The following is a 24,875-nucleotide window of genomic DNA, read 5'->3' as shown; positions in this document are numbered from 1 at the left end:
TAAACCACACTCCGAAAAAGTGCCTAAATTACTGATGGAGGCCATACTCGCGCACCGGCAATCACCAAGTCTTACGGATGATGATCGTCCCCACGCTCTGCGTGGGAATGCCTCAAGGGACGCTCCGCGTTCCAGCTCTGGTGGGGACGCAGAGCGTCCCGGGCTGCGTTCCCACGCGGAGCGTGGGAACGATCAACGCGTAAGCAATGAAGATTCCTGTGGGAGCGAGCCTGCTCGCGAAGGCGGTGGGTCAGTCACTGAGGCTTCGACTGGCGGATTGCTTTCGCGAGCAGGCTCACTCCTACAGGGGGTCGGGTTAAGGCTGGAACCATTCGTGGCGTTCGTTGAAGGTTTGCTGGATGAGGTCGGTGAGGGCTTTGATTTCGGGGGAGTTTTGCGAGTCGGTGTTGACGGCGAGCCACGCGTGTAGCTGCATCGGTTCGGCGAATAATCCGGGCAGTGCGATGAGGCCACGGTCGAAGCGGCTCATGTATGCCGGCAGCAACCCGATGCACGCGCTGCAGCGAATCATCTCCAGCATCAATTCATAGGACTGCATCTGCACCACTCCAGCCAACCTCTCCTCCACCAATTCATTCCACGGCCGAAAGCTCTCAACCTGTCGGTCATGCTGCCATTGCACCAACATGAAATCAGCCAGATCTTCCGGCGTTTCCGGTCTAGCTGTCACCCGCGAATAGCGCTTGGCAATGTGCGGCAGATACTCGATCCGCGCGAGGTGTTGCGGTTCGCTGGTGGAAAAGGTCGGGCCGGGATTTGGGCATTCGCCTGGAGCAAGCCACAGGACAATGTCGGCGCTGACCGCACGCAATGCCAGTTCGCTATCCAGCGCGATAATTTCCAGACGCAGACTGGCATTGCGCCGCAGCAGTGCGATGAGGTCGCGGCCAAGGATGTCGTGGAGGATGGATGCGGCGACGGCGAGGCGGATCAGTGGCTGTTCGATGACCGGGAGTTTGCGTTCGTGGGCCAGGGTGATGAGTCGGGCCTGCAACTGTTGGCCTTCGCGGGTCAGGCTGAGGGCGCTGCCCTGGAAGCTGAACAGGCTGCGTTGCAGTTGCTGTTCGAGTTGCGCGAGTTGTTTGCGCAATACAGTTGAGCGCACGTTGAGGCTGCGCGCGGCTTGCATGAAGCAGCCGCAGCGAGCACTGACCAGGAAGTATTGGGCGACTTCGCTGTCGATGGTCGCGGCCTGGTTTAGCCAGGGCTCGGAGCGGGATTGCGGCGATTGATAATCAACGGTGCCCGGGCGTCCTGCGGGTTCGGTGAATGACATTGATGACTCCCTGTCGATCTAATGTGGTGTCGTTACGCAAATCTTTGTAGGAGCTGCGGCACGCTGCGATCTTTTGATCTTTAAAAGCAAAATCAACAGATCGCAGCCTCGTTTCACTCGACAGCTCCTACAGAAACACCGTGTGTCAGTTACCTATCACTTTGTTCAGTTCGGCACCGTCAATGCTCAGCGTCGCGGTGTTGAGCATGCCGTCCAGGTAAGCCTGGGCGATCTGTTCCTGGCGTTGTGCGCGCAGGGCCTGGGTCAGTTGGTCGCGCAGTTCCTCCAGCGTCGCGGTGCGGGCCGGTTGTTGTTCGGTGAGCTTGATCACGTGGAAACCGGCGGCGCTTTGCACCGGATCAGACACGGCGCCCACCTTGAGCCGCGCCACGGCGCCACGCACTTCCGGCACCAGCTGTTGCAACGGTTGCAGGCCGGTATCACCGCCCCGCTCTGCCGTGACGCGATCCTGCGAATGTTGCGTAGCGAGCGCCGCAAAATCGCCCGGTGCTGTCTGCGCCTTCTTGCTCAATTCAGCGGCTTGTTTGCGCACGGTTTCCAACGAAGCGGAATCGCTGACAGCAAGGAAAATCTGACTGACCCGATACAGCGCCGGCGTCTGCCAATTGGTCTTCCCCGCGTCATACGCCTGCTGCAACTCAGCCGCGCTCGGATACTCCGCCGGCACCTGACTCACCGAGCGCAAATAATCACGAAACACGATTTGCTCAGTCGCTGCGCGAGTCTGCCGGGCAACGTCCGGCCGCTGCGCCCAACCCTGCGCATCGGCCTGTTCAAGCACGGCTTTTTCCGCCAGCCGCGCACGAATCCAGCGCTCCAGCGCCTCACGGTTACCGCGCAATTGCTCGCGGGTTTGCGCCGGGACAGTGGCCAGCAGCGCCTGCAATTCCTCTGGCGAAACCTGCTGATTGCCCAACCGCGCCACCGCTGGCCCGGCTGCAACCGCCATTACCGGCGAGGGCTGCTGAGCGGCGACCGGATCACTGCCCGGTCGCAGCACCAGCGCCACGGCCACCACCAACAACGCCAGCGCTCCGGCGCCGATCACCATGGCAGGCTTTTTCACAGCGCGACTTCCTGTTGTTCGGCGACAGCGGGTTTGGCGGTTTGCACACCAGTGGCCTGACTGAAGTCGCGCAGGTAAACGATGAATTCCTGCAACAGGCGATCCCACAACTCCAGGTTGCCGCGCAGGTGCTCGTTGCTCACGCCTGCAGCTACGACCACGTCCATCTCCATGACCAGAAACTCACCCTGCAACGACAACCGTGCAAAACGTCGAGTAGCATTCCACTGCTCTGCAACTCCCTCAGGCAACTCACCCTGCACGCGCAGCGCACAGCTGAAGGTGAAATCAACAAAGCTGCCCTGCTCCACCGCAGGGTTGCCGAAACGCACGGCGTAGCCGATACCCTGACTGGCGCTGAGCAACTGGACGATGCCGTTCTGTTCACTCTGGTTGACGCGGTAACCGGCGGCCTGGAGGACGTCGGTCAGCGATTGCGGAGAAACGTGGGTGATCAATTGAGTCATGGCTTTCTTCCTTGCTATCAGTGAGCGATCGCCGCTTGCGGCGCGTCGAATTGGGTTTTGTACAGCTCGTCGCCGAAGCCCTGGGCCAGTTCATCGAACTTGACCCGGGCGCTGCCGGCGAAGGGCTGGCGGATCTTCATCACTTCGGCGACGTCGATGTTTTCGTAGGCCGTGAGGATCTGTTTGGCGACGCCGTACATTTGCTGATTCTTGGCTGAACATTGCTGCACTTGTGTGTCACGTTCCGCCAGTTGCGCTTGCAGCTTCGAGCGTTCGGCTTCCTTGCCGCGAGCGAGGACCAGCAACTCGTCGTAGGCTTTCTTGAACTTGCCGGTCTGCTCGGCACTGGCCGCGACTTGCGCCTGCGCCTGGCTGTGCAGGCTCTGTTGCTGCCCGGCGAGTTGCTCGGCGAGGCCTTTGGCCTTGGCCAGTTCGGCGGTCAATTGCTTGATTTGCGCTTGCGCTGCCTTGGCTTCGTTCTGCGCCGCCAGTTGCGCGGCGCTGGCCTGGGCCTGTTGGCTTTGCAGGGCCTGCAATTGCTGGGTGGTGCTGCGCAATTGCGTGCGCAAGCGTTCTTCCATGCCTTCGGCGCTCGCCCCGGTGGCAATCAACAAACCCAGGCCCAGCGCGAGAAAACGCGTGTTCATAAAGCTCTCCCGGCGCCTTAGAAGCGCGTGTTGATCTCAAGCTGCAAGACGTCGATGTCGAACGGCGCGCCGTACACCGCTTCGGTGCTCATCCAGCGACCCGTGGCGGAAACGTTCTTCGCCAGGCCGTAGTTGCCGCCCATGAAATAGCCCTTGGCGTTGGTGCCGCCGAGGTGGAACGACGAGTCGTTGAAGCCGTCGGGCAAGGCGTCCGGCTGGATGTACTTGTAGCCGGCGAACAGGTTCCAGTCGCCCTTGCGTTTGAGGTCCAGTGCGTTGCCGAGGGTGAACTGCACCATCCATGCATTGGCGCCGCTTTCGATCTCGCCGTTGCTGTCGAGGTTGTTGACGATCTGCCCGGCGGAGCGCTTGCGCATGTCGCCTTCGTCGTAGCTGAGGTTGTGGATGTAGTTGCCCTGGCTACGCAGTTTGAAGTCCTGCGGCAGGTCGGCGTCCCACACGACGTTGAGATCGAGCAGGTTGAACTCGGACGCAAGCCCGACGAATTGCGGCTGCGGTGTAGCGCTCGGGTTGAGCGGGTTCGGCGTGATGTCACGCAGCAGGAACACGCTGTTGCCCTTCTGCATGAACGCCGCGCGGGTGCCGTCGCTGTCGCAATCCGGCGCGCCGGCCCACGGTTCGCAGGGGCTGGAGCGCTGGCCCTGTATGTCATCGAAGCGGTAATAGGCCAGCGCGCCTTTGAGGCGGTTGTTGCTATTGATCGCCCATTTCGCGCCGAGCTGCGCGCCGTACAGCCACTTGTTGTCGCTCTCTTCCTTGTCGAAACCGTTGCTGCTGGAGGTGTCGTTGGTGTAGTCCACCGGGAATGCGCCGACGGTGCCGAACACCCCCCAATCGCGGTTGAGCTTGTGGTCGAAGATCGCTGCCACACCGTCGAAATTCAGGTCGTTGGAATAGAGCATGTCGGTGGACATGAACGGGTTGGCGAAGCGCCCGCCGGTCAGGGTCAGTTCGTCCGTTGGCTTCCAGCTCAGGTAACCCTGATCGAGCCAGATGTCCTTCTTGGCGAAGCCGCCACCGAGGTTCTGCGTGGTCGATACCGGGTTGTTGTCCGAACCGGTGCCGATGCGAATGCCGGCGGTCCACTCTTCCGAGATCAGCGCTTTCATGCCCAGGCGTGCGCGCAGGCGAAAGAGATTTTCGCGGTCTTCGCGGGTGTTGAGCAACGGCGGCAGGCTGGTGCTGCTGTTGGGATTCACGTCGTACGGGCCATTGTTGTTGAGCTTGGCGAAGTCGACGATTTCGTTGCTGTTGTTGCCCGAGTAGTAACGCGATTCGTCACGCAGACGAATGTCACCATCGAAACTGATGCGCGAGGCCCAGTCCGGAAAGGTATTCGGCGCTGCCCAGTTTTCCTGTTTGGCGGTGGCCATGACCTCGGCTTTGACCTGATCACGGATCTGGTCGCGCACCGCTGCCGGCACGTACTGCACGCGCACATCCCCCGGCGCGGCGACCGGTCCAGCCGCTACGGCAGTGGACGCGGCAGCCTGTTTGGCCTGCGCCGCTTCGTTCTGGGCCTGGGCGATCAGCGCGTCGGCCTTGTCCTGTTTGAGAATGCCCTGCTCGACCAGCAAGCGGATCAGATTGATCGTGGCGTTCTCCGAAGGCGCAGGCGCTGCCACGGCCTGACCGACCAGGGTCGCAATGACCATGCCGACCGCCAGGGACAATCGATTCACGTTGGAAATCATCTGCACACAACTCCTTTTGCCAAAGCTTGAATAAGTGAATTAACCCGGACGCCGCCCTTGCAGGGACAGGCGCACGGGCAAAGTAATGGAGGCCGGAGGCCGTTCGCTGAGGGCTGGCGCACCGCGTAAAGCGGCCAGCACCTGGGTATCGATTTGCGGGTTGCCACTGGACTTGATCAGCTCGACACGGGTGATCTCGCCGACGCTGCTCAGCCATACATCGGCCTGTAGCGAGAACGCGAGGTTGCGCAGCTCGGGGTTCTCGCGCAGCAAACGCTGGAAGGTGAACGCGAGAAACTGGCTGTACGTGCCCGTACCCAAACGCCCGCCGCCGGCACCGGCCATGCCGCCGCCCTTGCCCGCGCCGATGTTGAAAGCGTCGCTGCCGGCCTGCGCGTCGCCGTCCATTTGCATCGGGTTGGCCAGGTCGTCCGCCGGCGATGGCGGTGCTTCTTCTTCAGGCTTGACCTCCTCCGGCTCCGGCGTTGGCTCGGGCTCGACGACTTTTTCTTCCACCGGCGTTTCCGGCTCTGGCGGTTTCTCCGGCGGCGGTGGTGGCGGTGGCGGCAACGGAATGATCGTCGGCACCTTCGGCGCTTCGCGACGCACGCCGGCCATGTCGTTGGCCCACTGCCAGAGGAACCACGCGGCGAGTGCGCCGACCAGCAATCCGGCGCCCCACTTCACATAACGCAACGGCGACTTTTTCACGGGCGGCGGTTCGATCGGGAGTTGTGCGGTCATGACTCAGCCCTGACTCGGTTTGCCGGTGACGAGACCGACCTGGGACAGTTCGAGCCGGCGCAGCAGGTCCAGCACTTCGATGACTTTCTGGTACTGCACCGTCGCATCGCCACGCACGATCACCGGAAAATCCGGGCTCTGCGCTTTCTCGATGCGCAGGCGTTCTTCCAGCTCCGCCAACGTCACGGGATAGGCATCGAGAAACACCTGGCCGCCGTCGTTGACCGAGATCGCCTTGGTCTTGGCCTCCGACAGCGACACCGAAGCGCTGGCCTTGGGCAGGTTGATCTGGATCCCGGAAACCTGCGCGGTGGCAGTGAGGATGAACATCACCAGCACCACCATCAGCACATCGACCAGTGGGGTGATGTTGATGCTGTCGACTGCGGCATCGTCATCATCGTCGTGGGAGGCATTTACGGACGCCATGGCAGTACTCCTCAGGCCGGTACGGAGTGGTTGGCGTGATGGCCGCGCTGGTGCGACGCCTCACTGAACTGGCTCTCGCCATGCATCTCCGCCAGACGAGTGATGAACTCGTCGACGAACACACGCATGTCGGCGCTGACTTCCTTGTTGCGAGTGATCAGGCGGTTGTAGCCAAACAGCGCCGGGATCGCGACGAACAGGCCCATCGCTGTGGCGAGCAGTGCTGCGGCCATGCCCGGCGCGATGGCGTTGATGTTGACGTCGCCGGCCATTGCCGTGCCGAGGAACACCACCATGATCCCCAGCACCGTGCCTAGCAGGCCGATATACGGACCGCCGGCGATGGCGTTGGACAGGGTCGAGAGTTTCGAACTCAGTTGCTGGTTCTCGCGGGTGCGCACGCCGTCCATCGAGCAGCGAATGGCCTCGATAGTCGCGGCAGAGACCGAAGAGGTATCGGCGCCCTGCTCGCGGCGGGTGCGGATCTCTTTGACCGCCACCAGATAGAGGCGCCACAGCGACGAATGCTGCAGACGCTGAGCCAGTTGCGCGTCGTCGGCGAACATTTCCAGACGCGTGCCGACCTTGGCGAATTGCACGCGAAAGTCTTCGTTGGCCGCAGTGACGCGACTGAGGCTGCGGTTCTTGCGCAGCATGATGATCCACGACTGGAACATCATCAGCACCAGCACGGCGATGATCACCCAAGCGTCGATCGGCACCGCGTTGAGGAGGAAGCCGAGGCTGCCGAAACCGAAGCCGGATTGTTCTTCATCGACGCCGTAAGCGACCAGTTTCGACTCGGCGCCTTGCGAGGTGGCATCGGCCAGCAACAGCGCAGCAGGACGGGCGACCTTCGACAGGCGCAGCTCATCAATAGCGCCAGTGAATGGCTGCAACGCGCCTTCCTGCAGATCGGCGCCGATGGCCATGACCGAGTTGAACGCCGGCATCGCCTGAGCCAACGCAGCACTTTCGCGACCGTTGATGTACAGGGTGACTTTCGAGCCCTCGGCGGTCAGCGCAACGTGTTGCCATTGCGCCGGCGCCAGCGCCTGCGTGGCAGCGGCGCGCTGGCCGTCGATTTCGACGAACGGCAGGCCTTGGCTAACGCCGATCAGCAGGCTCTGCGAGCCTTCGCGCCGAGCCAGGATCAGTTGTTCGCCAGTGGCCTGATCCAGACGCAGCCAGGCACTGAAGGTGAACGCGCTGCCGGCGTTGTGTTGCAGTGAAGGACTGGCCGGTAGCAGTAACGGTTGACCGCTGAACTGTAACGCACGGCCGACGACGCCATCGATCGCTGTGCCGGTCGCGCTTTGCGCGGTGTTGCCGTACGCAGTGGTGTCTTTCGCCGGGGTGCCGGTGGCGCTGTCGAAGTGATACAGCGCGGTGTAACTCGGATCGAAGGTCAACTGGCCGTTGCCGGTAGCCGGGGCTTTCTGGTTGCCGTAATACATCCAGATGTCCTGACGCTGACCGCCCTCGACATTCGGCACATCGACCCAGATCAGCGCCATGCCCATCAGCGCATCGAAACTCTCGATCTGGTGGTTGAGCACGGTTTTGTCATCGGCAGCGACAAAGCGCAGATCGGAGCCGTCCTCTTTCACGCCGTCGAAGGTGAAGTTGCCGGTGTGCAGGCGCACCAGCAGCGCGGTGCGGCCGAGGGCCTGATTGATCGCCGCGCCTTGTGGCGTGGTGTCGACGGCGATCTGTTTGCGGTAATGCCAGTCGTCCTGCCACCAGGCCTGAGCCGTGGCCGGGAGCACGAAGCCCAGGCAGATCAACAACGAAAGGAAGAGGCGTTGCATGGACGTGCTCCGTTAGAAAGTGGCTTGAAGGTTGAAGTGCAGGCGCGATTCCTGCTTTGAGGTGTTCGGCCCTTCGAGTAGCGGGTAGCCCCAGTCGAGGCTGCCGGACAGCCATTTACTGAGGCTGGCGCGGGTGCCGAGGCCGACGCTGGCCAGGGCGTAATTGGCGTCCTGATCCGGCAGTTCGTCGCGCAGGTACAACTGCGCGCCTTCGGCGAAGGCATAGAAGCGCCAGTCCTGCATCCACGTGCCGGCGAATTTCGCCAGCGACGGTGTGCGCAATTCCTGGCTGAGCAGGTAGCCGTCATCGGCGGTACGTTCAGCCGCGAGATAGCCGCGCACCGAGGTGGCGCCACCGGCGGAGAATTGTTCGTTGGAAACCAGCGGCCCCGAGGCGAGTTGGAATGCGGCTTTGCTTGCGCTCTGCCAGTCGCTGTCGAAGGTCCAGGTGTAGTTGGTGTCGCCCTTGAGCACGGCGAAACTCGGTTTGGCGCGATAGCGTTTGTAGTCGAAGTCTTCGTCGTCGCTGCCGTAGCCGAACACGCTGCGCGTGGCGGCAACCAGACTCAGGCCGAGGCCGAGCTGGCTCTTTTCGCTGTAGCGATAGCCGTTGTAAGCGAAGGTGAACGGCGCATATTTGAGCGGTACCTTGTCGCTTTCGCCGGACAGGCTCAGGCGCTCGTCGAAGTCCTTGAAGTCGATGCCGGCCGACAGCGAGTTCGACCAGTTGCCACTCGATGGCAGCGTGTAAATTGCCGCGACGCCGTAGCTGTGACCCTTGCCGAGCACGTTGCTGCCGCCGATGGTGGCGACGTTGCTGTCGGACTGGTAACCGGAGAATTGCACGCTCCAGCGCTCGCTCAGCGGCGCGGTGTAGGACCCGGACCAGACCTTGGCGTTGTCGGTTTCCTGCGGCGCGGTGAAGAACGTCAGGTTGACGCTGTGACCGAGTTGCCAGAGGTTGTTGTAACCGAGGCTGGTGACGCTGCGCAGCTTTTCGGTGTCGGCGCTGTAGTCGTTGTTGAGGCCGACGCTGGCCGTCCATGGGTTCTGGTCTTCGACCTGCAAGTCGACATCCATGGTGCCGGGGCGCTGACCTTCGCGCACCAGCGGCATGACCTGGCGACCGGGGGTCTTGTTAAGTTGCGCGAGTTCGCCCTGGACCTTGGCGAAGTCCGGCACCTCGCCTTCTTTCAGCGCCGGGACGTTGTCGCGAATGTCCAGCGGCGAATAGTGTTTGGCGCCGACCACGCGCACCCGGCCGACCTTGGTTTCGCTGACTTGCAGATAGACGATGCCATCAGCCACGGCCTGCTCGGGCAGCTCGACAAATACCGATTGATAGCCGCGCTCCTGATAGGCCTTCTGCAACGCATCGCGGGCGCCTTCGATATCGCTCAAGGCTTTCTGCGGGCCGAGAAACGGGTACACCGCTTCTTCGATCGCCCGCGCATCAAGCACGGTGTTGCCGCGCACGAAGTATTCGTTGACGTCGACCAGTCGCTGCGCGGCGGGCGCTTCTGTGCCCTCCTCGGCCAGCGCCGGCTGCGCGCCCGCCGTCACCAGCAGCCAGCCCCACAGTGCCAGCCGTGACGTGAAAATCCGTTCCACACTACCCCCTGAAATTCGCGATGACCTGTAGGCGTTAGCGCCCGATGTGATGCGTCAATTGCTGATCGTTGTGGCGCAGGCATGCTTGCCCAGCCAGGTGTGCAACAGCGCAAAGTTCAGCGAGAACTCGGGCATTTGCAGCAAGGCACCGCAGAACACTTCGCCGATGATTTTCTGAATCAGCAGCACCGCACGCGGCTCGTTGAGCAGCGTGGCGATGTCACGGCTGAGGGCGGTGAAACTCCAGACCTTCTGGTTCAGGCCAAGGCCGACGAACCAGCGGAACAGCAGGTTGTAATTGAGCTGTTCATAGAGCTGCTGTTCGCTGGGCACCGAATACAGCAATTGCAGGAGCAGGATGTGCATCACCGTCTGCGCGGGAATGAGCATGCCGGGTGCGGCATTGAGGTCGCGCAGCAGGTCCTGGTGGGCGTCGAGCAGATCGTCGATCTGCGGGCGCAGCAGCACCAGCGAATGGCCCGGCGGAATGTAGCTGGAGACCTCTTTCAAAGCGCCCTGCCAGTCATCCTGCGAGACGATCCAGACCCACGGCGCGCCGTAGCGATACACCGAAACCGGCTTCTTGCGCGCGGCTTCGACGATCTTCGACAGGCGTTGATCGAGCTCCTGCATGCCCACTTTCCAATAGCGTTCCATAGTCCCCATTGCCTCACTCCCGGCGTCCCGCCTCGGCTTGCAAAGTGCGCCCCGAAAGGCCCCTCAAGCGCGTTACACAGGCATGACCGGACTGGCAAAGGGCTACCGAACTTTTGTCATAAAAGCTTCATTACCGAAGATGGCATCGGTGGTGCCGATGCCCTGTAGGAGTGAGCCTGCTCGCGATGGCGTCAGGTCAGCCAACTTCTCTGTGACTGATACACAGCGATCGCGAGCAGGCTCACTCCTACACGGGAATTGTGTGTGGCAGGCCCTCCTGGTTGTGCACATGAACCTGTGGGAGCGAGCCTGCTCGCGAAAGCGCTGTGTCAGGCAATGAGGATGTTGGATGTGCCGCCGCCTTCGCGAGCAGGCTCGCTCCCACAAGGTGGACTGTGGTTGCACCGTTGCGTGACATTCGCGTGACATTCACGGGGTTAAATCCCGGCCCGTTCAGGCGTATAACCTTCACAAGACTTTCAATCGGCACGCCGACTTCAACACAGGGTAGTGACATGACCACAGCAAACATCCTTGGCAACCTGTTCCCTTCGGTCAGCGACATCCCGGAAAAATATCGCCTCGACGCTCAGGTCGAGCAGCGTGAATATCTGGTCGATGGCCAGTTGCGCCGCTGGGACGGCCCGCTCGCGCAGGTGCGCAGCCCGGTCTATCTGAAAAGCGAAAACGGCGAAGAACAGGTGATCCTCGGCAGCACGCCGCTGCTGGATGCCGACACCGCCCTCACCGCCCTCGACGCTGCCGTTCGCGCTTACGATCGCGGCCAAGGCCTGTGGCCAACCATGCGCGTGGCCGAACGCATCCAGCACGTCGAAGCATTCCTTGGTCGTATGCGCGAGCAGCGCGAAGCCGTGGTCAAGCTGCTGATGTGGGAGATCGGCAAGAACCTCAAGGACTCGGAAAAAGAGTTCGATCGCACCTGCGATTACATCGTTGACACCATCAACGCATTGAAAGAACTCGACCGCCGCTCCAGCCGCTTCGAGCTGGAGCAGGACACCCTCGGCCAGATCCGCCGCGTGCCGCTCGGCGTCGCCTTGTGCATGGGGCCTTACAACTACCCGCTGAACGAAACCTTCACCACGCTGATTCCGGCACTGATCATGGGTAACACCGTGGTGTTCAAACCGGCCAAGCTCGGCGTGCTGCTGATTCGGCCGTTGCTCGAAGCCTTCCGCGACAGCTTCCCGAGCGGCGTGATCAACGTCATCTACGGCAGCGGCCGCGAGACCGTCAGCGCGCTGATGGCCAGCGGCAAGATCGATATCTTTGCCTTCATCGGCACCAACAAGGCTGCCAGTGACCTGAAGAAGCTGCACCCGAAACCACACCGTTTGCGCGCCGCTCTCGGTCTGGACGCCAAGAACCCGGGCATCGTTTTGCCCGAAGTCGATCTCGACAATGCAGTCAGCGAGGCCGTCACTGGTTCGCTGTCGTTCAACGGCCAGCGCTGCACCGCACTGAAAATCCTCTTCGTCCATGAAGACGTGGTCGACAGCTTCATCGAGAAATTCAACGCCAGACTGGCCACGCTGAAACCAGGCATGCCGTGGGACAGCGGCGTGGCGCTGACGCCACTGCCGGAGTCGGGCAAAGTCGACTATCTGCACGGTCTGGTCGCGGATGCGCAAAGCAAAGGCGCCCAGGTGGTCAACCCGAATGGTGGCGAGTCCCACGCCTCGTTCTTCTACCCGGCAGTGCTGTATCCGGTGAATCCGCAGATGCGCGTTTATCAGGAAGAACAGTTCGGCCCGGTCGTGCCCATCGTGCCGTACCGCCACCTCGATACCGTGATCGACTACGTACTGGAATCGGATTTCGGTCAGCAGTTGAGCATCTTCGGCACCAACCCGGTGGCGGTCGGCCGGCTGGTTGACACCTTTGCCAATCAGGTCGGGCGGATCAACCTCAACGCCCAGTGCCAGCGCGGCCCGGACACTTACCCGTTCAATGGCCGCAAAAACTCCGCCGAAGGCACGCTGTCGGTTCACGATGCATTGCGAGTGTTTTCGATCCGCACCCTGGTGGCGACCAAGTTCCAGGAGAGCAACAAGGATCTGATCAGCGAGATCATTCGCGGGCGTGATTCGAGCTTCCTGACCACCGATTACATCTTTTGACGGGTGATCGGCAGGATTGAATGATCCTGCCGATCCGTCAGCCCCCCGGCGATTCAGTGACTACACTCAGCCCAGCATTGCTGGATGCCCGGGAGGCTGACCATGCTCGATTACTTCGCATTGGGTCTGTTGGTTTTTGTCGGTCTCGTGCTGTTTTACGGGATCATCGTGCTGCATGACATCCCGTACGAGATCGCCGTCCACCGCAACCACCCGCACCAGGACGCGATCCATGCCACGGGCTGGGTCAGTCTGTTCACCTTGCATGCACTCTGGCCGTTTCTGTGGATCTGGGCGATGGCTTATCGCGAGGACCGCGGTTGGGGGTTCGGCGATGGCAAACCCATTCAGAATCACGTCAATCAACTGGAGCAGCAGGTCGTCGAGCTGCAAGCCCGGATCGAGCGGCTCGAAGCGCAGTCGCCGGTTGCGCCGCAATCTGACAGCCGGGGGATCTGAGCATGGATCTGTTGCTCATCCTCACGTATGCCGCGCTCTGCGTCGCCATCTTCAAGATCTTCCGCATTCCGCTGAACAAATGGACGGTGCCCACCGCTGTGCTGGGTGGCGTGCTGATCATCGGCGCGCTGATTTTCACCATGAACTACAACCATCCCTATTCCGAGGTGGCGCGCTCCTACTTCGTCTCGGTGCCGGTTATTCCGATCATCAGTGGCCAGGTGATCGACGTACCGGTAAAGGGCAACGAACCCCTGGAAAAAGGCGACGTGCTGTTCCGCATTGATCCCACGCCTTTCCAGAACCGCCTGAAATCGCTCAAGGCGCAACTGGTTGCAGCCAAAGGCGACCGCTACCGCATCACCGAACTGATTCGCCGCAACTTCGGCACCCAGCGTGAACTGGACGCGGCCATCGCCCGCACCGACGATCTGCAGGCGCAACTGGACAATGCGCAGTTCGAGCTGGACAACACCGTGGTTCGAGCACCGAGCAAAGGCTTCGTCACCCACGTTTCGCTGCGACCGGGGATGATGGCGAGCAAGCTGCCGCTGCGCCCGTCGATGGTGTTTATCCCGCAGGAAGGTCAGTACTTCGCCGCTTGGATGCGTCAGAACAGCCTGCTGCGTCTGACCGTGGGCGACGAGGCCGAAGTCGCCTTCGACGGCATTCCCGGCAAGGTCTTCGCCGGTCGGGTGAAAAGTGTGATCGGGGTGATCGCCGAGGGCCAGGTGCAACCTTCCGGTACCCTGATCAGCTACACCGGTTCGCCACCGGCCGGACGGGTGCCAGTGATCATCGAGATAACCGATCCGGCGTTCGCCGAATACAGCGCGCTCATGCCGGGCGGCGCCTACGGGCAAGCGGCGCTTTACAGTCAGCACTTTCACCACATCGGCGCGATGCGCAAAATCCTGCTGCGCATGTCCGCCTGGATGAATTACATTTTCCCCTTCCACTGATTTGACTGACTCACGAGGTTCGCACTGACTACTTACAGCACCCACCGCCTGCCACCGCTGTTGCGCCGTATCCTGCGTCCGTTGCTGGACCCGTATCGGCGCTACCGTCACGCCCGACTGATCCATTCCGTGCGGGTGGCCTTGGGGTTGCTGGCGACGATTCTGCTGACCACTGGCATCAATCTGCCCCACGGCGAATGGGCATCGGTGACCATGCTGGTGGTCATCGGCGGTTTGCAGCACCACGGCAACATCGGCAAAAAAGCCGCCGAGCGCGCCATCGGCACCCTGATCGGTGCAGGGGTCGGATTGGCCCTGGTGGCGCAGCACGCCTGGCTGGGCATGCCGTGGCTGACCTATTTTTCCATGGCTGTGGTCTGTGGTTTTTTCTCCTATCACGCGATTGGCAAGGGCGGCTACACCGCCCTGCTCTCGGCCATCACCGTGTTCATCGTCGCCGGGCATGGCGACAACCCGATCACCGATGGACTGTGGCGCGGGGTCGACATCCTGATCGGCATCGCCCTCGCCCTGGCGTTTTCCTTCGCCCTGCCGCTGTACGCGGTCTACTCGTGGCGCTACAACCTCGCCGATGCCTTGCGCGACTGCGCCACGGTGTACGGGCGCATCATCAACGGTGAAGCGGTCAGCGCCGACGAACACGTGCGGCTGATGAGCAAGGTCGGTGCGGTGATGGTGCAGTTGCGCTCGCTGATGCCGTCGGTGTCCAAGGAAGTGAAAATTTCCATGACCGAGCTCGACGCCATTCAGCGCAACCTGCGCATGTGCATCAGCACGCTGGAGATCCTCGGCAATATCCGCCCCAACGCAAGCGACCCGCAGGCCACGGCACATCTGCAAACGGCACTGAAGGCTGAGCACCGGCAAATTCGTGTGCAGCTGATCGGCATGGCTCGCGCGTTGAAAACCGGGGCCTCGCAACGGCTGGAGCGACCGATGGAGCTGCCAGCAGTGGACCTTGATGCGCCGGTTGCCAATACGCTCGACGGCTACCGGATGTTGACCCGACAACTGGCGGCCAATATCAGCGAGATGCGCCAGCGCCTGGCAGCGACCGCACCGCGCTGGAACATCTGATCCTTACTGCGCCGCCAGCCGCCGGGCTTTCCCGCCCCAACCTTGTTGCATGCCGGCGGCCGCCAGCAGGATCGCTGCGACGCCTATCCATTGCAGCAATTGGAGGCGATGGCCGAAGGCGAACCAGTCAACGAAAATCGCCGCGATCGGATATATAAAGGACAGCGCGCCGGTCAATGCCGTCGGCAATTTTTGAATCGCGCCGTACAGCAAAACGTACATCAGACCGGTGTGCACGATCCCGAGAGTCAGCAGACTCGCCCACGCATCGGCGCCTTGTGGCAACGCATCGAAATGCGCGAACGGCGCGAGCAACAACACACCGGTGCACACTTGAACCAGCGCGATGAGGTGCGGCGGCGTGCCGGTCAGGCGCTTGATGATCAGTGCGGCAATCGCATACAGAAACGCCGCGCCCAACGCCAGGGCAATTCCCAGCAGATAGTCATTGCCGCTCTCGCCTTGGGTACCATGGGCGCTGACAATCGCCAGCATGCCCAGAAACGAAATCGCCAACCAGAACAGCTTCTGCAAGGTGATTTTTTCGCCGAGGAACAACGCCGCCAGGCCGACCAGCATGAACGGCTGCACGTTATAGACCGCCGTACCAATGGCAATCGAGGCGCGGGAATAGGATGCGAACAGCAGCACCCAGTTGCCGACAATCGCCATTCCACTGAGCACCGCCAGCAGAAACGTTGTGCGGGTCAGAATCCCCGGACGCAGGAATCCGAACGCGGCGCAGACCAACAGCAAGGTGCCGGCGCCGAACACGCAGCGCCAGAACACCACGTCCAGCACCGGTTGCCCGGACACCAGCACAAACCAGCCGATCGTCCCGGATATCAGCATGGCGGCGGTCATTTCCAGCGAACCGCGGCGGATTGCGTTGTCCATCATCTTCTCCTGAGGCTGTGAGCGAAGCATGGCAAAAGTATGCCAAGCGCACCTCGGGCTGCTCCAGCGCATAAAGCAGGCTAAACTTGGTTTTCGCCTTTTTTATCGAGGGTGATTCGCGCCCTTCGCCTAATCCGGAGTTTGAATGTGACTGACGATATCGATCAGATCCTTATCAGCGCGCTGATGGAAGACTCGCGTCGCTCGCTCAAAGCGCTGGCGCAGATCAGCGGCCTGTCATCGCCCAGCGTGGCCGAGCGGTTGCGGCGTCTGGAAGAACGTGGCGTGCTCAAGGGCTACACGGTAGAGATCGATCCGAGATGCTTCGGCTATCAGTTGCAGGCGATCGTCCGTGTGCGGCCGCTGCCAGGGCAACTGCAGGAGGTTGAGCGGCAGATCATGTCGATCCCGGAGTTCACCGAGTGCGACAAGGTCACCGGCGACGACTGCTTTATTGCCCGCCTGCACGTGCGCTCGATGGAGCAGCTCGATACCCTGCTCGACCGACTGAATACGTTGGCCGAAACCAACACCGCGATCGTCAAGAAGACCCCGGTCAAGCGGCGACTGCCACCGATGGCGTAGGTGTCTTTTACCAATGATCAGGGTAGATTGGGTTTTTTTGCGGCTAAGGAATGGCGCTATGAAAATTCAGGCAATACTGCTGGCCGGCATGCTGCTCGGCGGCTGTGGCACGATTCAAACAGTAGCGCGCAACGATCAGGCTGCCGTTGACGGACTCAAGCAGCAGAAAAGTTATTGCGGCGCGGTACCGAGAATCTACAGCGGCCTCGCTTATGACTTCTGCACGCTGAACGCTCCGCTGGCCTCAGGCATCGATCCCGATGATCACCGCAACGCGGCGATTCCGGTGGTGCTGGTGGACGCCGTGGTCTCCGGCGCCCTAGATACCTTGCTGCTGCCCTACACGATCTACCGTCAGCAAGTGGACGGCAGCATCGTCATCAACTGAGCAGACACCTTTGTCCAGACGATAAAAAACCCGCCGAAGCGGGTTTTTTATTGCAGCCATTACGATCAGTCGTCGCGGCTCATGATGCCGAACAGTTGCAGCAGGCTGACGAACAGGTTGTAGATCGATACATACAGGCTGATGGTCGCCATGATGTAGTTGCGCTCGCCGCCGTGGATGATCGCGCTGGTCTGGAACAGAATGCAGACCGACGAGAACAGCACAAAGCCGGCGCTGATCGCCAGTTGCAGGCCGCTGATCTGGAAGAAGAAGCTCGCCAGCGTAGCGCCCAGCAGGACAAAGAAACCTGCGGTGATGAAGCCGCCAAGGAAGCTCATGTCCTTGCGGGTGATCAGCACGTAGGCCGACAGACCACCGAACACCAGTGCGGTCATGGCGAAAGCCGAGCTGACCACTTCAGCGCCGCCCTGCATGCCCAGGTAACGGTTGAGGATCGGGCCGAGCAGGAAACCCATGAAACCGGTCAACGCGAAGGCGGATACCAGGCCCCACGCGGAATCACGGAGTTTGTTGGTGAGGAAGAACAGCCCGTAGAAGCCGATCAGCACCACGAAAATGTTCGGGTAGCCGACACGCATCTGCTGGGCTACGAAGGCCATCACACCGCTGAATGCGAGGGTCAGAGCCAAGAGACCATAAGTGTTGCGCAGGACGCGGCTAACCTCTAGCTGCTCAGCCTGCACGCTGTTATTAACTGCGTAATCCTGTTCGCGCATGGCGACACTCCTGTTGGTTTGAAACGTTCAGTCGCAAAGATCATAACAGACGCTCTGTAACAAGCCATGCAGAGAGTTTGACAGTGTGTTTCATTCAGGTATTATGGCGCCCGCAACGCAAACGGAGGTGTGGCCGAGTGGTTTAAGGCAACGGTCTTGAAAACCGTCGACTGTAACAGGTCCATGAGTTCGAATCCCATCGCCTCCGCCATCTTATGTACGACAAAGCCCTGATTATGCAGGGCTTTGTCGTTTCTGGCATTCAGGAAATTGGCTCCTCTGTCTACGGATCGTTTCCGCATCTTTTCGGGCATTTCCGCAACCCTACCCTTCTGACACCGTTAAGTGCTCAACAAAACTAAGCACAGCGCGACGGCAGCATTGAATGCTCAGTAGACCGCTTTCGGCCATAAGCAGCCGTTCAAGACGGCTCGTTTTTCAGGCGGCAGAGGCCCATCCCGTCGCCGCTACCTGGCGCTCACCCTCCACAACTGATCCAGCTTCGTCGTATAACTCTGGTAGGCTCCCTGATCAGCAAAGACTGAGGGGGGCAGGCAGCGCCTTTACGCTTTCCGGCTTCGAGTCTCCTAGCCCAATTGGCTCCCTGGCGCTTGCCGACCGATAATCAGCGTCTTCGATGCCGCTCGTTGTGAGGGCTATGCTTGGCATTACGCCCATTTAAATTGGGGAAATCTCATGATCAACGTACGCACAGCCCGCATGCTTGCCGATTACAAATGCTGGGCCGATCAGCGCCTCTTTGACAGCCTGGCCGCACTGCCTCCTGGCGAAGTCAGCAAAGAGCGAGTGTCGGTGTTCAAAAACGTAATCGGCACTTTGAATCACATTTACGTCGTGGACTGCATTTGGCAGGCTCACCTCGAAGGCCGGGGGCACGGCTTCGAAACTTCACATGATCTGCTGCATCCCGAACTCGCTGATTTGCGCTTGGCACAAAAGGAGATCGATCACTGGTACAGCGACTGGAGCGCCCGGCAGAGCGAGGCATCGCTGGATAGACTCGTCGAGTTCACGTTTGTGTCTGGGGAACGCGGCACCATGAGTGCCGGAGCAATGCTGATGCATGTGGTCAACCACGCCAGCTATCACCGTGGGTGGGTTATCCAGATGTATTTCGACATTCCGGCCATTCCGCCAATGACAGACATGCCGATATTCCTGCGCGAGACCGATCCAAATTTCAATTCGCTCAATACACCGGCAGAGGGGTCGCCATGTGTTGGGCAATTAATGAGCGCAACCAACGCTCTGCCGGATCGTTATCGTTGACCCCGCTCCAGACCATCGACAACTCCGACGGCACGATGTCAAAGGGCGGGTCATCAGCACGCAACTGGCTGCTGCCATCGATCAGCGCGCACGCCGCGTAGTCCGGCACTGCGGCTAGCATTTCCGTGCCCGCTAATAAGGCACGCAGTCCTGAGAACTGGGGTACCGCCAGCATCACTCGCCGCGAGCGGCCGATGCGTGCCAGGTCGGTATCGATGGCACCGGTCAAATCCCCGGAAAACGACACCAGGGCGTGAGGTCGTTCGCAATACTCATCCAAGGTCAGGGGGCCAGGACGATTATCGCCGCGCAGTATCTTGACGCGCAGATCCCGCAGCTTCTTGCGCTTGGCGTTGGCCGGCAACTCGGTGGTGTAACTGACTCCGACGGAAATCTCTCCGGAGGCAAGCATGGTCGACATCAGCAGAAAGTTAACCCGCCGTACCACTACGATAACCTTTTGCGCCTCTTCGCGAAGTTGATTGATCAATGGTGGAAATAGGCCGAATTCGGCATCGTCGGAAAGGCCGATTCGGAATACGTCCCGGCTGGTGGATGGGTCAAAATCCTTAGCTCGGCTGACAGCTCCGGAGATGGTGTCCATGGCTGGTTGCAACTCTTTAAGAATTGCCAGCGCTCGCTGGGTCGGCTCTAAGGTACGACCGTTGCGTACTAGCAAGGGATCGTCGAACAAGTCGCGCAACCGCGCTAAAGCGGCACTGACGGCGGGTTGGCCTAAGAACAGTTTCTCCCCAGCCCGAGTCAAGTTCCTTTCGAACATTAAGGTTTCGAAAATAACCAGAAGATTCATGTCCACGCGACGCAAGTCGTTTCGATTCATTCCCAGGCCCTCGCAGGCAGCATAATTTTCAAGTAAAGCAGCTACGCGGCAGAACACCGTGTTTCTGCTGCAACTAGACTTTGAATACGCCTTATTCAATCTCTTTACATTTGACCGGAAATGGATCGGGTGCGTGTAGCTCAAATTGGCGTGGGGAGTACGTCACGTATTTCCCTTAGCGAAGCATTAGGACTCAGAGAGCTCTCCCCTCCAAGCTATGTCCGATGTGCAAAGCGGCACGCCACTTCTTGTCGCTCTTTAACCTTCGCATCTAATGACAGGCTGAAGTCATCAGCAAAACGAGCTAAGTGCGATTCCCGTGCCCGCGAACCAAAATTTTTTGTTTCAATTTTGCAGCAAAATCCGAGGGGCAGTCTGTGTTAGACCAGTGCTCGCGACTTTATTGATAAAAACGAAATCCAGTGGTCCTTTTCCTCGCTTGTCCGCCTTCTCTCCCGAGTGGATCTTTGTACTAATCAACCCATGATCTGCGTTGCGGTGTTCCTAGGCAGGTAGAGCAATTTCGTAACAATTGCTGCCAACAAAATTACAAAAGGTCGGAGGACTTATGCGCCAAGATCAGCTTGATGGTCTTGGTTAAATTCTTAGAGGTAGCAAAGCAGCGCAGCTGCACTTGGGCATCCCACCATTGGGGGGGGCTCCCCCTGCTGTAAGCTAGGTAGAGAGAAACCTCGAACGAAGGCTCGGTGTTGTATTGTTCAAACGTACTATCCGGAGTGTCAGTCTGACGTAAGCAGGTGGTCAGTGTCTCAGTAAGAGTCCAGTGAATGCTTCAACTTTGAAATGTCTGTGCGTAACCAGCGCACTTTGACTCGCTGCCGGCCTGCTTAATTTAATTAGGAGTGATGGCGGGGCGTACAACTGGCCGGCTAATGTGCAATTCAAATCATACTATTCAGCCATGCTGACAACCTGCGCGCTTATTGCCACTCAGCCCCTCGTGTCCATAGGAATGGGTAGAAAGACACGCATTGATCTCCGCCCACTCACTGAATGTCGTTGCGCCAGGATTACCAACGTAGGCCCTCTTAGTAGGCCGCCGTACGATTGCTCACAGCTCATTCCAAGAAGGCGGTATAATCGATGCCCAATGGCTCCCACTGCAGAATATCGGGCGCCTAGTAGTACACCGCTCCCACATCATCACCCAAGCCGCCGCCGTTGATGGAAAAGCATCCACCTGCTTCGTCATCTGCCACCAGCAGCTGCCCTTACGCCCGTCCCTCGCTCCATCCCGCCAGGCCCCGATCAATCAGTATCCCGCCAGTCTCAAATGCTATAGCCCCCAAAGTAGACTTGGTTGTTACCTGTAGCTGTAGAAGAACGCTGGTGTTTTGAGGTGAGGTGGAAGCAAGTCTTAGGGGCGGTCGGCAAGCTCCAGCATCTCCCGTATGTAGATCATGGCGGGGTCATTAATTTCAAGCGACTTGGCTGCACCATGTGAAGTTTGAAACCAACTGAGGCGACTCATGATCAATTCCTCTCTGTAGGCGGTATTAAGAGGGGGACATGCGGCCCATGGCTGCCGACCCGGGCGAACAGCTCTCCCGAAAATCAAAAAGCTAGGCTCAGCTTCAGGCATCGCTGCCGACCTTTGTACTTCGGCCGTCTGGGGCACCGGCTTCAGGCAACTGTTTCATGAGTCCTAGTTTCGATTTCCTCATGAAAGAACGTGTGCACATCGTCGTACCCTATTTTCTGCGCCGTTTTTAGCGCGTCCGTCCCTTTTGCTGTGCCTTCAACGGTGAAGTAATGCACCTGATTGAGACCGATGGTTTTCAGCACTGCGGATAGGTAGGGACGAAGAAAGTCGGGTTGCCGTGCCCTCTCACCGCTAATGTAGCCGCCGGTGGCTACGGCAACGTAGACGGGGCGATCCAATAACGTTCCAACCTTACCTTTTGATGTGCTGAGGAAAGTTTTTCCGACGCGTACGACGTGGTCAATCCAGGCCTTGAGCGGCGAGGGCACGCTGTAGTTGTGCATGGGAGTAGCGATAAGCAGCACATCGCAGGCATTCAACAGGATGATCATTTGGTCGGAGCGACTCAATGTACCTTTCTGATCCTCGGTAGCTATTTCGCTCGGATGGGCCAAGGCATGGGCATAAGTCGCATCGACTGGCGATAACGTGTTCAGGTCTATATCCGTCAGTTCAATCCCGCGTATGCCAGCGCGTACTGTCAGAGCGTGCAGAATCCGCTCAGACAGTTTCAAGCTTTCAGATGCATTACCGTTGGGACTGGCAATCAGGCGAAGGATTCGCAAAGGAGCGAGGGGCTTCTGAGACGGGTTCATGATATTGCCTCCTGTACGGGTGATGCGGTCATGGGGTATCGAACTGTTTTTGAAAACGCAGCGCGCCGGTATAAAGGCCTTCGCGGAAGTAGAAGCGTTGGGCGCGCGCGTTGGCCAAACCCGTGTCAAGCACAAGGCGAGCACAACCGCTGGCACGAGCCAGTCGTTCCAGAGCTCGCAATAACCGGGAGCCCCACTGGCCGCCGCGCTGGGCTTCATCGGTGATGAGGTCATCGACATACAAGAATGGGCCATAAATCAGATTCTCCTGAAGGCGGTAACCTGCAAGCGCCACGAGAGCCGATGACTCGAAGGCTCCAACCAGGCGATAGCCGCCGGCTCGCATTCGTTCGATACGACTCATAAAATCGGCCTCGCTTGTTAGGTGGGGGCGCAATTGCTGCATTACCGGGAAAGCGATTTTCAAGTCATGGCGGCTGTCTAGAGGACGCAGGGCAGTGTCGGCCAAGTCGAGCACGCTGGGCACGTAGTCTTGAAGATTGAACGTCATGGGAGAGGCCTTAGTGGGTTGTGATGGTCAAATCTTGAACTAACATTGCCTCAATTTATTGAACCAAGAAGTGAGATATGAACTAGGCCATGATGACTTCCTGTTCGCACCCTTTCGCCTCCTTGGATGGGCAACCCGGTTCGCCTCTGTACCGTCAGTTATATGACCGAGTACTCGCCGCCATCGCCGCTGGCACGCTTTCCCCTGGTGACCGATTGCCTTCGGTGCGAGCTCTCGCCAAGGATCTCGGCGTTGCTCGTGGCACCATCGAACTGGCCTATTCGCTGCTCACGAGCGAGGGCTACCTCTTGGCCCTGGGGCAGAAGGGCACCGTGGTCAATCCCGAATTGCAGAAGCCGCTACTGTCTGCCCCCGCTTTATCCGTCAGCAGCGAGGTGATTGAAAACTCCCCAGACGCACTATGGCGTCCACCGCAACTTTTGCCGTTTCAGATGGGAGTGCCTGCAATGGATGAGTTCCCACGCAAGATCTGGGCGCGCTTGGGTGCCCGTTATCTGCGAGGCATGCGTTCAGGCGATCTGGACTATCCGCCGCCGCACGGCCTGCCTGCCTTACGCAGCGCCATCGCCTCATATCTGCAGGTGTCTCGAGGTATCGATTGCGGCGCCCATCAGGTTTTTATCACCAGCGGCTGGCGCAGTAGCCTGTCGCTGATCGCACATACTTTGCTGCGCGCAGGGGAGCGAGCCTGGGTCGAAGATCCTGGCTACCCAACCACGCGCCAAGTGCTTCGTCAATTCGGTATTGAGCTTGAGGCAGTGCCAGTTGATGCCGAAGGTATGGATGTGGAGCAGGCCATTGCCAGGCATCAGGCTGCACAGGTCGTCATGGTGACGCCGGGGCATCAAAGCCCACTGTGTATGGCGCTGTCTTTGCCTCGGAGACAGTTGTTACTCGATTGGGTGGCCCGGAGCGATGCCTGGGTTGTCGAGGATGATTACGACGGCGAGTATCGCTATGTCAGTCGCCCCTTCCCGGCGTTGGCGAGCCTGGATCGCAACGGGCGCGTGCTGTACGCCGGGACTTTCAGCAAGGTGCTTTTCCCCGGTATCCGCCTTGCCTACCTAGTGGTGCCTCAGGGGCAAGTGGCAGCGTTTGAGCGTGTAAGTCGGGCGTTATTCTCCGCAGGCTCGCCAGCGATTACTCAAGCGCTGGTCGCAGAGTTCATTGTCGAGGGGCATTTCACTCGGCACATTCAGCGCATGCGAAGGCTCTACAGCGAACGACGCGCTTTGACTATTGAAGCGTTGGAGCGGAGTTTACCCAATGGACTGCTGGTGGAGCGCTCGCCAGGGGGGATGCACTTGGTACTCCGTTTGCCGGAGGGAGTAGTCGACACTGCCCTGACTGAGCAACTGCTGGCCAAAGGCATCGCCGTGCAACCCTTGTCGCGATGGAGTGTTTCGTCGCGGCGTCAATCTGGGCTGCTGCTGAGCTTCACCAACTGCGCCTGCGCTGCTCAGGGCGAGCAGCTTGGCGCGTTGATAAACCGTGCGCTCAGTTGAGGTTGGCTTTGGTCAGGCCGAACACCTCATCCGACGAACCAGGGACTGCCTGAAAGGCCACATTGAGGCGATTCCAACCGTTGATGGCGACAATCAGGAACGACAAATCCGACAGATCCTGTTCGGAAAACTGCTCACGCACATCCGCGTAGAGGCTTTCAGGTACACCATGGGATGGCAGTTGGGTCAGGGCTTCTGTCCAGGCGAGCGCCGCGCGCTCTATTGGCGAGAACAGTTGCGATTCACGCCAGACCGCAATGTGATGGAGGCGCAATTCGCGCTCGCCATGGATCTTGGCTTCCTTCACGTGCATATCCACGCAGAACGCGCAGCCATTCAATTGAGACGCCCGCAGCATTATGAGGTGGGCCAGGTCAGCCAGTAGCGGCTTCTTACTCAGTTGCATCGTCAGCTCCACCAGCTTATTGGAAGCCTGAGGCGACTGTTTGAAGTAATCAATACGGTTGTTCATGGCGGTCACTCGCAGCGGGTTTAGGGTTGTTGGAGCCCACTGTAGCCACGCGTGGTCTAGTCAGACAGGGCCAAGAAAAGACCTTTCAACTAAGCCATGCTGTTCTGATTCGCGATTTGCCGTTCGCCGATGTTGCCAAGCCGGTTGTCCGTGAACCCGGCGGAAGGCGACCCAAAGCCGGTGT

General features: G+C 59.7%; 24 protein-coding genes, 1 tRNA gene and 1 pseudogene. 9 read left to right on the top strand and 17 right to left on the bottom strand.

Annotated elements, in window-relative coordinates; genetic code table 11:
* Nucleotides 1–316 precede the first annotated feature (316 nt).
* From PSH90_RS13125 to PSH90_RS27500, 10 genes are all read right to left on the bottom strand, one after another.
* Complete coding sequence (locus PSH90_RS13125) at nt 317–1,297, bottom strand: LysR family transcriptional regulator (RefSeq protein WP_056785761.1); 981 nt, start codon at nt 1,295–1,297, stop codon at nt 317–319.
* 145 nt (nt 1,298–1,442) lie between these two features.
* Nucleotides 1,443–2,384: a peptidylprolyl isomerase gene (locus PSH90_RS13120; RefSeq protein WP_305383043.1), complete on the bottom strand. Its 942-nt coding sequence runs from the start codon at nt 2,382–2,384 to the stop codon at nt 1,443–1,445.
* Complete coding sequence (locus PSH90_RS13115; protein WP_305383042.1) at nt 2,381–2,851, bottom strand: YbjN domain-containing protein; 471 nt, start codon at nt 2,849–2,851, stop codon at nt 2,381–2,383. Before PSH90_RS13115 ends, PSH90_RS13120 begins: the two co-directional genes overlap by 4 nt.
* A gap of 17 nt (nt 2,852–2,868) precedes the next feature.
* Complete coding sequence (locus tag PSH90_RS13110) at nt 2,869–3,498, bottom strand: hypothetical protein (RefSeq protein WP_056785753.1); 630 nt, start codon at nt 3,496–3,498, stop codon at nt 2,869–2,871.
* 17 nt (nt 3,499–3,515) lie between these two features.
* Nucleotides 3,516–5,213, bottom strand: a complete 1,698-nt coding sequence (locus PSH90_RS13105) for a putative porin (RefSeq protein WP_305383041.1) — start codon at nt 5,211–5,213, stop codon at nt 3,516–3,518.
* Nucleotides 5,214–5,252: 39 nt separating this feature from the next.
* Nucleotides 5,253–5,957, bottom strand: a complete 705-nt coding sequence (locus PSH90_RS13100; RefSeq protein ID WP_122692655.1) for an energy transducer TonB — start codon at nt 5,955–5,957, stop codon at nt 5,253–5,255.
* A 3-nt stretch (nt 5,958–5,960) separates the two neighbouring features.
* Nucleotides 5,961–6,386 carry a biopolymer transporter ExbD gene (locus PSH90_RS13095; protein ID WP_003201710.1) on the bottom strand — a complete coding sequence of 142 codons (426 nt, stop codon included), beginning with the start codon at nt 6,384–6,386 and terminating at the stop codon, nt 5,961–5,963.
* Between the two features lie 11 nt (nt 6,387–6,397).
* The gene (locus PSH90_RS13090; protein WP_305383039.1) at nt 6,398–8,197 is read right to left on the bottom strand and encodes a DUF2341 domain-containing protein; all 1,800 of its coding nucleotides are present in this window, start codon (nt 8,195–8,197) and stop codon (nt 6,398–6,400) included.
* Between the two features lie 12 nt (nt 8,198–8,209).
* Nucleotides 8,210–9,808: a ShlB/FhaC/HecB family hemolysin secretion/activation protein gene (locus tag PSH90_RS13085; protein ID WP_122704462.1), complete on the bottom strand. Its 1,599-nt coding sequence runs from the start codon at nt 9,806–9,808 to the stop codon at nt 8,210–8,212.
* Between the two features lie 54 nt (nt 9,809–9,862).
* Nucleotides 9,863–10,474, bottom strand: coding sequence for a transposase (locus PSH90_RS27500; RefSeq protein ID WP_370695125.1), 612 nt, complete (start codon nt 10,472–10,474; stop codon nt 9,863–9,865).
* 506 nt (nt 10,475–10,980) lie between these two features.
* Between PSH90_RS27500 and PSH90_RS13075 the strand changes: the two genes are divergently transcribed.
* The 4 genes from PSH90_RS13075 (at nt 10,981) to PSH90_RS13060 (ending at nt 15,125) form a co-directional block, all read left to right on the top strand.
* The gene (locus PSH90_RS13075; protein ID WP_016774600.1) at nt 10,981–12,606 is read left to right on the top strand and encodes an NADP-dependent glyceraldehyde-3-phosphate dehydrogenase; all 1,626 of its coding nucleotides are present in this window, start codon (nt 10,981–10,983) and stop codon (nt 12,604–12,606) included.
* Nucleotides 12,607–12,708: 102 nt separating this feature from the next.
* Complete coding sequence (locus PSH90_RS13070; protein WP_016774599.1) at nt 12,709–13,065, top strand: DUF3302 domain-containing protein; 357 nt, start codon at nt 12,709–12,711, stop codon at nt 13,063–13,065.
* 2 nt (nt 13,066–13,067) lie between these two features.
* Nucleotides 13,068–14,027 carry an HlyD family secretion protein gene (locus PSH90_RS13065; RefSeq protein WP_016774598.1) on the top strand — a complete coding sequence of 320 codons (960 nt, stop codon included), beginning with the start codon at nt 13,068–13,070 and terminating at the stop codon, nt 14,025–14,027.
* A gap of 57 nt (nt 14,028–14,084) precedes the next feature.
* Nucleotides 14,085–15,125, top strand: coding sequence for an FUSC family protein (locus PSH90_RS13060; protein ID WP_243242787.1), 1,041 nt, complete (start codon nt 14,085–14,087; stop codon nt 15,123–15,125).
* 3 nt (nt 15,126–15,128) lie between these two features.
* Here PSH90_RS13060 and PSH90_RS13055 read toward each other — a convergent pair whose 3' ends face one another.
* The gene (locus PSH90_RS13055; protein WP_305383037.1) at nt 15,129–16,022 is read right to left on the bottom strand and encodes a DMT family transporter; all 894 of its coding nucleotides are present in this window, start codon (nt 16,020–16,022) and stop codon (nt 15,129–15,131) included.
* A gap of 147 nt (nt 16,023–16,169) precedes the next feature.
* Here PSH90_RS13055 and PSH90_RS13050 point away from each other — a divergent pair, with 147 nt between their 5' ends.
* Both PSH90_RS13050 and PSH90_RS13045 read left to right on the top strand, forming a co-directional pair.
* Nucleotides 16,170–16,607: an Lrp/AsnC family transcriptional regulator gene (locus PSH90_RS13050; protein WP_095179888.1), complete on the top strand. Its 438-nt coding sequence runs from the start codon at nt 16,170–16,172 to the stop codon at nt 16,605–16,607.
* A gap of 58 nt (nt 16,608–16,665) precedes the next feature.
* Nucleotides 16,666–16,995, top strand: a complete 330-nt coding sequence (locus PSH90_RS13045) for a YceK/YidQ family lipoprotein (protein WP_130910296.1) — start codon at nt 16,666–16,668, stop codon at nt 16,993–16,995.
* Nucleotides 16,996–17,060: 65 nt separating this feature from the next.
* On the opposite strand, the gene PSH90_RS13040 is transcribed toward PSH90_RS13045, so the two are convergent.
* On the bottom strand, nt 17,061–17,732 hold the full coding sequence (locus tag PSH90_RS13040) for a Bax inhibitor-1/YccA family protein (protein ID WP_008006561.1): 672 nt from the start codon (nt 17,730–17,732) through the stop codon (nt 17,061–17,063).
* Nucleotides 17,733–17,855: 123 nt separating this feature from the next.
* Here PSH90_RS13040 and PSH90_RS13035 point away from each other — a divergent pair.
* Together PSH90_RS13035 and PSH90_RS13030 are read left to right on the top strand one after the other, a co-directional pair.
* Nucleotides 17,856–17,943: transfer RNA gene (locus PSH90_RS13035), tRNA-Ser, on the top strand.
* A 485-nt stretch (nt 17,944–18,428) separates the two neighbouring features.
* Nucleotides 18,429–19,022, top strand: a complete 594-nt coding sequence (locus PSH90_RS13030; protein WP_064361695.1) for a DinB family protein — start codon at nt 18,429–18,431, stop codon at nt 19,020–19,022.
* On the opposite strand, the gene PSH90_RS13025 is transcribed toward PSH90_RS13030, so the two are convergent.
* The 4 genes and pseudogenes from PSH90_RS13025 to PSH90_RS13010 all read right to left on the bottom strand — a co-directional run bounded on the left by PSH90_RS13025 (nt 18,943) and on the right by PSH90_RS13010 (nt 22,693).
* Nucleotides 18,943–19,863: a LysR substrate-binding domain-containing protein gene (locus tag PSH90_RS13025; RefSeq protein ID WP_042609825.1), complete on the bottom strand. Its 921-nt coding sequence runs from the start codon at nt 19,861–19,863 to the stop codon at nt 18,943–18,945. The two genes, PSH90_RS13030 and PSH90_RS13025, sit on opposite strands and share 80 nt — an antisense overlap.
* Before the next feature lie 1,139 nt (nt 19,864–21,002).
* Nucleotides 21,003–21,179: pseudogene (locus tag PSH90_RS13020) on the bottom strand (DUF2625 family protein); the annotation flags it as partial.
* A gap of 328 nt (nt 21,180–21,507) precedes the next feature.
* On the bottom strand, nt 21,508–22,182 hold the full coding sequence (locus PSH90_RS13015) for an FMN-dependent NADH-azoreductase (protein WP_042609824.1): 675 nt from the start codon (nt 22,180–22,182) through the stop codon (nt 21,508–21,510).
* A 28-nt stretch (nt 22,183–22,210) separates the two neighbouring features.
* On the bottom strand, nt 22,211–22,693 hold the full coding sequence (locus tag PSH90_RS13010) for a GNAT family N-acetyltransferase (protein WP_042609823.1): 483 nt from the start codon (nt 22,691–22,693) through the stop codon (nt 22,211–22,213).
* Between the two features lie 89 nt (nt 22,694–22,782).
* Between PSH90_RS13010 and PSH90_RS13005 the strand changes: the two genes are divergently transcribed.
* Entirely contained in the window at nt 22,783–24,219 is a 1,437-nt protein-coding gene (locus tag PSH90_RS13005; RefSeq protein WP_122704474.1) for a PLP-dependent aminotransferase family protein, read from the top strand.
* Here the strand turns inward: PSH90_RS13005 and PSH90_RS13000 are convergent.
* Nucleotides 24,212–24,691: a carboxymuconolactone decarboxylase family protein gene (locus tag PSH90_RS13000; protein ID WP_064361697.1), complete on the bottom strand. Its 480-nt coding sequence runs from the start codon at nt 24,689–24,691 to the stop codon at nt 24,212–24,214. The genes PSH90_RS13005 and PSH90_RS13000 overlap by 8 nt on opposite strands.
* Between the last annotated feature and the right edge of the window lie 184 nt (nt 24,692–24,875).

Origin of the sequence: Pseudomonas sp. FP1762, assembly GCF_030687105.1 — a bacterium.
Taxonomy (GTDB): Bacteria; Pseudomonadota; Gammaproteobacteria; order Pseudomonadales; family Pseudomonadaceae; genus Aquipseudomonas; species Aquipseudomonas siliginis.
The sequence above is the reverse complement of the archived record's forward strand: the minus strand, read 5'-3'. Positions and strand labels throughout refer to the sequence as shown.

Coding starts and splice junctions, on each gene's coding strand:
- PSH90_RS13010 (WP_042609823.1), bottom strand. CDS start 22,693: ATGACGTTCAATCTTCAAGACTACGTGCCCAGCGTGCTCGACTTGGCC.
- PSH90_RS13115 (WP_305383042.1), bottom strand. CDS start 2,851: ATGACTCAATTGATCACCCACGTTTCTCCGCAATCGCTGACCGACGTC.
- PSH90_RS27500 (WP_370695125.1), bottom strand. CDS start 10,474: ATGGGGACTATGGAACGCTATTGGAAAGTGGGCATGCAGGAGCTCGAT.
- PSH90_RS13105 (WP_305383041.1), bottom strand. CDS start 5,213: ATGATTTCCAACGTGAATCGATTGTCCCTGGCGGTCGGCATGGTCATT.
- PSH90_RS13045 (WP_130910296.1), top strand. CDS start 16,666: ATGAAAATTCAGGCAATACTGCTGGCCGGCATGCTGCTCGGCGGCTGT.
- PSH90_RS13030 (WP_064361695.1), top strand. CDS start 18,429: ATGATCAACGTACGCACAGCCCGCATGCTTGCCGATTACAAATGCTGG.
- PSH90_RS13040 (WP_008006561.1), bottom strand. CDS start 17,732: ATGCGCGAACAGGATTACGCAGTTAATAACAGCGTGCAGGCTGAGCAG.
- PSH90_RS13075 (WP_016774600.1), top strand. CDS start 10,981: ATGACCACAGCAAACATCCTTGGCAACCTGTTCCCTTCGGTCAGCGAC.
- PSH90_RS13065 (WP_016774598.1), top strand. CDS start 13,068: ATGGATCTGTTGCTCATCCTCACGTATGCCGCGCTCTGCGTCGCCATC.
- PSH90_RS13000 (WP_064361697.1), bottom strand. CDS start 24,691: ATGAACAACCGTATTGATTACTTCAAACAGTCGCCTCAGGCTTCCAAT.
- PSH90_RS13110 (WP_056785753.1), bottom strand. CDS start 3,498: ATGAACACGCGTTTTCTCGCGCTGGGCCTGGGTTTGTTGATTGCCACC.
- PSH90_RS13125 (WP_056785761.1), bottom strand. CDS start 1,297: ATGTCATTCACCGAACCCGCAGGACGCCCGGGCACCGTTGATTATCAA.
- PSH90_RS13025 (WP_042609825.1), bottom strand. CDS start 19,863: ATGAATCGAAACGACTTGCGTCGCGTGGACATGAATCTTCTGGTTATT.
- PSH90_RS13055 (WP_305383037.1), bottom strand. CDS start 16,022: ATGGACAACGCAATCCGCCGCGGTTCGCTGGAAATGACCGCCGCCATG.
- PSH90_RS13095 (WP_003201710.1), bottom strand. CDS start 6,386: ATGGCGTCCGTAAATGCCTCCCACGACGATGATGACGATGCCGCAGTC.
- PSH90_RS13070 (WP_016774599.1), top strand. CDS start 12,709: ATGCTCGATTACTTCGCATTGGGTCTGTTGGTTTTTGTCGGTCTCGTG.
- PSH90_RS13015 (WP_042609824.1), bottom strand. CDS start 22,182: ATGAACCCGTCTCAGAAGCCCCTCGCTCCTTTGCGAATCCTTCGCCTG.
- PSH90_RS13100 (WP_122692655.1), bottom strand. CDS start 5,957: ATGACCGCACAACTCCCGATCGAACCGCCGCCCGTGAAAAAGTCGCCG.
- PSH90_RS13005 (WP_122704474.1), top strand. CDS start 22,783: ATGATGACTTCCTGTTCGCACCCTTTCGCCTCCTTGGATGGGCAACCC.
- PSH90_RS13090 (WP_305383039.1), bottom strand. CDS start 8,197: ATGCAACGCCTCTTCCTTTCGTTGTTGATCTGCCTGGGCTTCGTGCTC.